The sequence below is a fragment of the Nitrospiria bacterium genome (genome assembly GCA_035498035.1).
Classification (GTDB): domain Bacteria; phylum Nitrospirota; class Nitrospiria; order JACQBZ01; family JACQBZ01; genus JACQBZ01.
On sequence record DATKAN010000002.1, the window covers coordinates 1 to 8,534 of the forward strand.

The 8,534-nt window shown below is 60.3% G+C and carries 8 protein-coding genes; 2 read left to right on the plus strand and 6 right to left on the minus strand.

The annotated features are described in order from the left end of the window. A partial coding sequence (locus tag VMN77_00030) for an NHL repeat-containing protein (GenBank protein ID HTN42163.1) occupies positions 1-1,008 on the minus strand: 1,008 nt, incomplete at its 3' end. A gap of 432 nt (positions 1,009-1,440) precedes the next feature. Here VMN77_00030 and VMN77_00035 point away from each other — a divergent pair. Together VMN77_00035 and VMN77_00040 are read left to right on the plus strand one after the other, a co-directional pair. Further along, the gene (locus tag VMN77_00035; GenBank protein HTN42164.1) at positions 1,441-2,139 is read left to right on the plus strand and encodes a hypothetical protein; all 699 of its coding nucleotides are present in this window, start codon (positions 1,441-1,443) and stop codon (positions 2,137-2,139) included. 338 nt (positions 2,140-2,477) lie between these two features. Then, positions 2,478-3,200, plus strand: coding sequence for an SDR family oxidoreductase (locus VMN77_00040; protein ID HTN42165.1), 723 nt, complete (start codon positions 2,478-2,480; stop codon positions 3,198-3,200). Between the two features lie 57 nt (positions 3,201-3,257). On the opposite strand, the gene VMN77_00045 is transcribed toward VMN77_00040, so the two are convergent. The 5 genes from VMN77_00045 to VMN77_00065 all read right to left on the minus strand — a co-directional run. Next, positions 3,258-3,728 carry a PH domain-containing protein gene (locus VMN77_00045; protein HTN42166.1) on the minus strand — a complete coding sequence of 157 codons (471 nt, stop codon included), beginning with the start codon at positions 3,726-3,728 and terminating at the stop codon, positions 3,258-3,260. Positions 3,729-3,743: 15 nt separating this feature from the next. Continuing rightward, positions 3,744-4,700: a metal-dependent hydrolase gene (locus VMN77_00050; GenBank protein HTN42167.1), complete on the minus strand. Its 957-nt coding sequence runs from the start codon at positions 4,698-4,700 to the stop codon at positions 3,744-3,746. Between the two features lie 4 nt (positions 4,701-4,704). Then, positions 4,705-5,547: a D-amino-acid transaminase gene (gene dat / locus VMN77_00055; protein ID HTN42168.1), complete on the minus strand. Its 843-nt coding sequence runs from the start codon at positions 5,545-5,547 to the stop codon at positions 4,705-4,707. Between the two features lie 13 nt (positions 5,548-5,560). Then, positions 5,561-6,220 (minus strand): methyltransferase domain-containing protein, encoded by a 660-nt coding sequence (locus tag VMN77_00060; GenBank protein HTN42169.1) that lies wholly within the window; start codon positions 6,218-6,220, stop codon positions 5,561-5,563. Between the two features lie 817 nt (positions 6,221-7,037). Next, positions 7,038-8,534: S53 family peptidase (locus VMN77_00065; GenBank protein ID HTN42170.1), on the minus strand; the 1,497-nt coding region annotated here is incomplete at its 5' end.

Here is an 8,534-nt window from a genome sequence, read left to right on the forward strand (position 1 = left end):
GTCCACCGTTACACCCGATGGATTTCGCAGACTTCCGGCGCTCACTCCCCCCGTGTTCTCCGATGTCGAGGTGAAATTAGGCTGCCCGAAGACGCGGTCCGCGTAACTGTCCGAGGACAGAGGCGTGTTGTATTCCAATACCCGGTTGTTCCCAAAATCGGCCGCAAATACATTGCCCGTCCCGTCCACCTCTACGGCATAAGGTTGGTTAAGACCTACGGGACCCGGCCCCGCTGCCCTTCCGGTAAAATTTGATTGTCCGAAGACACGGTCGGCGATGGCATCGGTGCCGAGGGGTGTGTCGAATTCCAAGGCCCGATTGTTGCCCATATCGGCTGCGTATACATTGCCCGAACTATCCACCGCGACACCCACCGGAGCGCAAAGACTGCCGGCGGCGGCCGATGAAGAGCTTGGATTGCTGCAGCCCCCCGAAGTAAAATTGGTCTGCCCCAACACCCTATCTGCAATTCCATCGCTAGAAAACGGAGTGAAATACACTAATATGCGGGAGTTCCCCCGATCTGCCACATAAAGGTTCCCCGCTCCATCCACGGCCAATCCCATTGGGACGCAAAGCGTGCCCGCGTTGATCCCCCCTGTGTTGCAACTCCCCGTGGAGAAATTGGGCTGGCCGATGACCAGATCCGCGGGCGCCCCGTTCCTTAAGGCGGAGATATTCCCCCACCCCAGCACCCGGTTGTTATTGTAATCGGAAACATAAACCCGGTTGGGAACGACGCTTCGATCAAGGACCACCGCAAACGGCACATTGAGACCGATGCGATTGGTGGAGCCAAACCCGCCGTTGGTCCCATTCCGCGTAAAATCAACCTGGCCCAACACGAGATCCGCCGCGGTCTCCAGGCCGAATGAGGAAGGAAGGGACATCCCAAGGGTTAAAACGAACCCGGTGATAAAAACACAAAAGCCTTCCCCCGAGACTCGGCTCAGAAGAAGGCTTCTATAATAGACAACCCGATGGCCAAACCGCGATGGACGGCGCATGGTTATGCTCCTCAAAGAGAAGCCTCAAGCGCTGCCCGGTTGCAATCCACAGGAGGCCCTATCGATCCTGTGAGGAGCGCCCGGCCTCTAAGAAGGTCCGTGTTCAGGTCGTGAAATTTATCTGTCGGAATTCGCGGCCCAGTATAAACATAATTTTTGAATAAATGTCAAATACAAAATATCACCCGTCTAACCAGGAATCAGACACGCCCGGGCGCCGGGGCTGATCGAATCAGACTATGGTGGCATTTTCTTCTGATGCAAGATCGCGTTCTATGATCTTCACACGCGCATTATTGACAATGTAAAGACCTGACCCTGATTCTTGTCGGCCAGTTGGCCCCTTCTTTAAAAAAATGGTGGTTCATGTAGTATTAAATTTGCATTTACTTTTGGTTGAAATAATGTTCTTATATTGTCAAGGAGAATTCCATGAGAATCACGTCAATTATCGTATTTATCCTTTTCGCTGTTGTATTTGGCCTGGTGGGGGTCTCACAGGCAATGCTCATCGACATGCATGACGGGACGATATATGATCCGGACATGCAGATAAGCTGGCTAAAGGACCCCTTAAGTGTGATGATACAGGAGGGAATACAAACGGGAATATGGAATGGGTTAGGAGAGCACACCATGCCTTGGAGTGTGGCTTTAGAAATGGCAGATGCTCTCAATTTCGCAGGTTTTGATGACTGGAGGCTTCCGACAGCTTATAATCAAGATGGCAGCGGGCCATGTCTTGGGTATGACTGTGTCAACAGTGAAATGGGACATCTCTTTTATACTGATTTAGGAGGGATCGCAGGAGATTCGATTCTGAACAGCAACAATCCAGATGTGGGACTCTTTAGTGGCATAATTGTTCCCCAGTATCCGGACGAATCTAATCTGTTCCCTTCCTACTGGTCGTCGACAAAGTGCCATAATTATGATCCAAGTTATCCCGACACTTGCGGGTGGCAATTCGATTTCAACAACGGCAGCCAAGGTAACCCTGAAACTGATTCGGGTCTTCTTTGGGCCGTTCGTGATGGCATTAGATCGGTCCAAGTTTCGGAACCAGGAACATGGCTTTTCCTAGGGTCCGGCATGGCGAGTTTGGTCACTTTAAGGAGAAAATTTATGTGAAAGAGTTCTGAAAAGCCGGGACAATGTTGCGCCCATCGGTCATCTGACTGCCGGGCTTTTTTATGGTTTACCATATGAATTGTGTAATAAAAGCTTCGGCTTAAAGGAACTCGCTTTCAGGTAGAATTCATGGTGTATCCGATGGGGTTTGAACGATTCCCCAACGGTTAGGAAAAGAATCGACCCATCCAACCCCGGCCCGTTCCATCCAATAGAGCGGGATGTCCTCCTTGCAGATCTTTCGATATCCATCGTCAAAGGAACGCCCCGACACCCAACCGGCTTCCTCCCCCCATTCCGTTTGACTCCCGGCCTCTTCCGGTGGCACAATAGCCCTCATGTCCCATCTTAAAGATCAAGTCGCGCTCGTGACCGGGGGAAGCAGCGGGATCGGGTTGGCCGTCGCCCGGGCGGCCCTGTCCGAAGGGATGCGCGTGGCCGTCGCCGGGCGAAATAAAGATAAACTCTCCCGCGCGCGGGCGGCCTTGGAGAAGGAAGCCCAGGGGAAGGACCGGGTCCTCGCGATCCCGGCCGACGTCTCCGTGGCCTCCCAGGTCGAGGCGATGGTCCGTCAGACGGTTGACGCCTGGGGCCGGGTCGACCTCCTGGTCAACAACGCCGGCACCGCTCAATGGAGCTCCATCGAGGAGACGGCGGAGGCCGATTGGGACCGGACCCTGGGGATCAATCTGAAGGGAACCTTCCTCTACACGAAGGCCGTGTTGCCGGTTATGAAGCGGCAGCGCTCCGGATACATCGTGAACATCTCGTCCTTGGCCGGGAAGGAGGGCATGGCGGGCGCGGGGGCGTACTCCGCGTCCAAGTTCGGCATGATCGGCCTGACCGAGAGCCTCCTGGCGGAGGCGATCGGACACGGGGTCCGGGCCACCGCCATCTGCCCGGCCTATGTCGACACGCCGATGGTGGAGGACGCCCCGGTCCCCAGGGAGGAGATGATCCCGCCGGGGGACATCGGGAAGATCATCATCGGACTCCTCCACCTTGCGTCGGTCACCGTAATCAAGGAAATCGTGGTCCGGCGGCGCGGCGCGATCGATTAAGCGCTCAGAGGCCGTTTCCCGCGATTTTGTTCCGGCCGCTGCGGGATGAGCGATCCGTCACAGCAACGCCGCAATCTTGCGGCATACGACGTCCGGGTCCTTCACGCCCGCCAGCCGCTCATGGGTTCCATCCTTAAAATACAACAGCACATCGCCGCATCCCAGGAGCCGGTCCAGGGGACCCTGAAGCTCGCGGACCGAGGCGATCGTCGAAATCGGAAAGGACCGTTCCCCTTCCCCCAAGAAGCCCTCCGACCGGGAAACGGCCCCGCGCGTGACCCGGTAGCGGGTGGTCCGGCGCAGGAACAGGGCCAGGGCGACCAGCATCGCGATACCGGCCAGATGGATCACCATACTTTCAAGGTATCCCATCCGCAGCGAAATCCATCCGCGGACGCCGAGTATGGCGACGAAGAACCAGAGGAAGAAGTAGTAACCCAGCGCGGGGCGTCCCTCCCAGACCGGCGGCTCCCCGCCCACCGATGCGTCCATGGACGGCAGATTATAACCTTTGTTGCGCCGTGTCAAGCGCCGCCCGCCCCCCTACAACCCCTCCACGCGGCCGTCCGGAAAAACGCGGAAGCGGAAGACAAAGAATCCGTCTTGATTGACCACGGCGGAACGGAACCGCAGGTCGTGGACGCTCACCACAATCGAATCCTTGGAGGAGAGGTCGGCCAGGGCCGTTTCGTCTTCCACCGTCCAGACCGGCGCCTTGAAGAACCACTCCAGCCGTCGCCCCAGGACCGTCGCGCGGGCCGACTCCACGGCGGAATTACCGAGGGCTGTCTGCTCCTGGCCGACAAAGTCGATCTTCTCCGCCAGGGTGTGGATCAGATAAATCCGGTAGGTGTCGCCGATGCGGACCACGCCCCGCCAGCGGTGCGGACCCAGAGGCTCGGGAAAGACGTAGCTGAACTCGGGACGCGCCGTGAGTTTCGACGATTCCGACGCGAGCGCCCGCCGGGCGATCATCCGGTTGCCCTCGCAAAAGAGGATGTAGACCGCGACGCCCGTCATCGCGATCCGGGACATTAAGACGAGATGCGGCCGAAGCCGGCGGGAGACGGCCAGCAGCAAGGGCGCGGCCAGAAGGCCGGTCAGGATAAAATCGATGATAAAGATGATCGCCAGCTCCGGCCGCCGGTCGCTCAACGGCCAGAGCAGCACCACGCCGAAGGAATTCACCAGGTCGAAAAACAGATGGACGTAGGCCCCCAGAAGGACGAGTCCGAGCAGGCGGCCAAAACCCGTCTCAGGGTAGAAGCGCCGGAGGATCAGCGCAAGACCCAGGGACCACAATGGAAGCAGAAAGACGGAGTGGCCGAAGGTCCGCCGCATCAGGATGGCGGTCGGATCGCCCGTGAGATGAACGACGGCGTCGATGTCCGGGAGGTTCGAGGCCAGCGCGAGGACGGGAACGGCCGGGGAACCGATCCGCTTCCGGAACAAGGCGTTGGCCAACCCGACGCCGACCAGGGTGTGCGTGACCGGATCCATCCGTTTACGGACGGGTGGTCTGGATAAATTGCTGATAGAGCCGGCGGGTCGTCCGGCCGGGCCGCCCGTCACCGATCGCCCGCCCGTCCACCTTGACGACCGGCAGGATCTCGGTGGTCGTGCCGGTCAGGAAGACCTCCTCGGCGCCGAGCAGATCCGCCAGCGTGATCCCCTTTTCGATCACCGGATCGCGGGCCTCTCGGGCCAGGCCGATCGTAAGGTCCCGCGTGATTCCGGGCAGGATGAACGGGCCGTTCGGCGGGGTGACGATCCGGCCGCCGATCACGGCAAAGACGTTGGACCCGGCCCCTTCCAGGACCAGCCCGTCCCGCACGAAGAGCGCCTCGAAGGCTCCGGACGAACGGGCCTTCTGTCGGGCCATGATGTTGGGAAGGAGATTGATCGATTTGATGTCGCAACGGCCCCATCGAAGGTCCGGCACCGTGATCACCGAGGCCCCCTTTTCATGGAGCGGGGCCGGAAGCGGCGTCAGCTTCCGGACCGTGACGATCACGCTGGGCCGGGTTTGCTTTGGAAAGGAATGATCCCTGGGGGCCGTCCCCCGCGTGATCTGGACATAAAGCTTTGCATCCGGGTAGCCGCTTTTGGCGTGGGCTTTTTCCAGGATCGCTTTCCAGCGGGATTTTGAATAGGCCATCGAAAGCCCGAGCGCCTCGGCGCTCTGCTCGAGCCGCCGGAGGTGATCGTCGATATGAAAGACCCGGCCGCCGTAGGTCCGGATCAGCTCGTAGATGCCGTCGCCGAATTGAAACCCGCGGTCCTCCACCGAGACGCGGGCCTGCGTCAGGGGCATGAATCGTCCGTTCACAAACGCGATGTTGGGCACCGTTCCTCCGCTCTCAGACTGGATCCTGTTTCTTTCTCATCAATACGTCCCAGAAGACATACAAGCCGTCGCCCCGTTCCTCGATCTTCAAAATGTCGAACTGTTTTCCGAACAGCCTCTTGAAGTCCCCTTTCCTGAAAAACCGGTCGTAATGGCCCCGGTGGACCAGCCAGTTTCGGCTGCGTTTTTCATCCGGATGGTGCTTGAACCGCGTCGAAAAACAGGACAGGATCAGATGGCCGCCGGGCTTCAGGCGCGGCAGAACACTACTAAAGTAACGACGCGTGTCGGCGATCTTCACATGGTGCAGGCAGCCGTAATCGATGATCGCATCGAAGGCGTTCGCGGGAAACGACAGCCGGAACGCGTCGCCGACCATGAAGCGGAACCGGCCCCGGACTTTTTGCCCCCGCGAAAAGGCCCGCGCCCGGCGGATCGCGAGCGGCTGATAATCCAGTCCCACGACGTCAAACCCTTCCCGCGCGCAGGCCACCGTGTGCCGGCCCTCCCCGCAGCCCAGGTCCAGAATCCGCCCTCGGCCGGAATCGAGCGATTTCCGTATTCGAGGGATCGCGCGCAGGACGAACGGGGTCGGACCGACGGTCGGCCAGCCGTGACTTCCGCTCTCGTACGCCTTCTCGAAATACTTTTTCTGTTTTTGATACAATCCCACGGCTCGATCGTCCCTTAAAGTACCGGCCCAGTGTAGCGCGCCGCCCCGACCGCGTCAAGAGCGAAGGCTCCCGGACACGTCCGCCCCGGATCAATCCGGCTTCTCATCCATCCGATCCTCAGATCCGGCCCGGATTCGAGAATGCGCTTCCATCGAAACCCCTCCACGCCGGGTCGCATCGGACCGAGGCGAAGTCGTCATGCGGATAAATGAAAACATCGGCCCTTGGGCTTCGGCTACATTCACCGTGGACCTGCGGAAAAAAGAACGGCGCACCCCGGGGGGTAATCCAGGGCGCGCCGTAAACAAGAACCGCCGACGAAGCGCCGCTCGGTTCTTGGGGGTTATTGGAACGAAAACCGCATTGGTTTTTTGGAAGGCCGGGATCGCCGTTCCAGCACCGTCACCCTCTCGTTTCCTGCTCGCAAGATAAAATCCTTCCAATTTTCCCGGAACGGGACTCCCTCTCAATTGTCCCGTTCGTACACCCCTGTCGATCGGTCCGATTGAACTTTCGTCCCATAAAATTCGGATCCGGTCGGCACGGATTCCCGGCGAACCGCATTCGGTCCGGCCCGTCGGGCCAAAGAAGGCCGCCATTCGGCGATGCAAGGCGAAGGTGCTTATGGAATGATCGAATTATCTTAACGTAGGAGCTATCGTAGCACAGCCCGGAGCGTTGGACAACAACTATTTTGTGTACGAACTATATGTATTTGTTATACAAAATAAAAGGCGATGGAGCGGGTCCCGTTCGCGGGGATTTTGAATGGAGAAGACAAGGTCCGGCTTCACGGCCCTTCCGGAGGGTGCGGCCTTAGTAATTCACGATGAAGTTGAAGGCCTCGGGGGTGCCGACGCCGGTCGTCTGGTCGTAGCCGGGCCCGGCCGAGAAATCGCCGTTGCTTCCGGCGCTGACGTCATGATAGGCGCTCGAGCCGCACAGTTGGTAGAGGCGGAGGCCGGGATTCCCCAGTCCGGCCCCGCCGTTCTTCTGGACCAGCTCGGCGAAGAACCCGGCCCACTGGGGCGCGGCGTCGCTGGTGCCGCCGACAATGTTCCACGTTCCGTTGTTGAGGACGTAGTTTCCATACTGATTGGGATCCGCCTCGAGGCTCACGTCGGGCACGTCGCGCGCGCCGTCCGCCGGGACGTTGCAGCCGGTCTGCCAGCTCGGCTTGACGAAGACGGCGCTCCTTCCCCCTCCGCCGCCGCTCCACGCCGTCTCCGAGCCGTAGCCGCCGCAGGGAGGACTGCCGGAGGTCATCCCGGAGGCGCAGGTCGCCGAGGTGCCGCCGACCCCCACGATGTGGGGCGAGTTGGCCGGGTGGTCGACCGTGACGGTCGAGGTGCCGCAGTCCCGGGAGCCGTTGTCGCCCGAGGCTGCGAACCAGCTCTGGCCGATCGCGTTGCCGTTGGCGAAGATGTTGTCGTCGGTGGTCTGGGTGCCCGCGGAGATCCCGGTCTCGCAAGCGCCCCAGCTCGTGCTCACGATGTGGCCGGGGTTGTCCGAGACGATCCGGTTGTACATCACCGCAAAGGAGGCGAAGGTCGTCGAGCCCGCCATGTAATTCATGACGACGGCGTAGGGCGCGGTGGCGTGGCTGTACTCCGCGTCGAGGCTGACCTCAATGGAGTTCTGGGCGTTGAATTGGCAGCTCCTGGCCCCCGACCGCCCCGTGCAGACCTGGCCGCTTCCGGCGGGGAGCTGGGGGAAACCCCACACCGTGTTGAAGGAGCTCTGGTCGCTGCCGCTCCACGCGTAGGCGCCGGCGATGACGATGGTCTGGCCGCGGCCGCGGTAGCCGAGCGTGTCGTCGTAGAAGGTTATGAGATCATACGGGGAGAAATGGCAGCAGTTCGCGCCCAGCTTCGCCTCCGGCGCCAGGATGGAGTTTGCGCGAAGCATGGGCCTCATCTCCGCCAGGTTGTCCAGGCCCGCGACGCCGGTGACGAAACCCGCGATGTCCGCGGGAAAGAAAGGCTCATTCATGGCGGCGTACTTGAGCCGGCCCCGGAGGGATACGTTGTGCACGCTCACCCCGAAGGCGCGCTCCGCGGCCGCGTTGTCCCCCACGGCGCCCACCAGGAGACGGTTCGGGAAGCGGTCGGTTACCCGGAACCCGCTGGCCGTGAGCCACTCCACGACGCGTTGCTCCTCCTCCGGCGTGGGCCCGTACCGATCATTAAACTCTTCCTGGCTCAGGAAATGCTGAAAATTCGGCGAGGCGGGGTTGGAAACATCCGCAATGAAGGCCTCCAGGGCCGCTTTATGGCGCAGCTCGAGGCCGACCACGATCCCGAGGGGAAGGTC

Excerpts from the sequence above, each read along its gene's own strand:
- VMN77_00035 (HTN42164.1), top strand. The coding sequence starts at position 1,441 with ATGAGAATCACGTCAATTATCGTATTTATCCTTTTCGCTGTTGTATTT.
- VMN77_00040 (HTN42165.1), top strand. The coding sequence starts at position 2,478 with ATGTCCCATCTTAAAGATCAAGTCGCGCTCGTGACCGGGGGAAGCAGC.
- VMN77_00050 (HTN42167.1), bottom strand. The coding sequence starts at position 4,700 with ATGGATCCGGTCACGCACACCCTGGTCGGCGTCGGGTTGGCCAACGCC.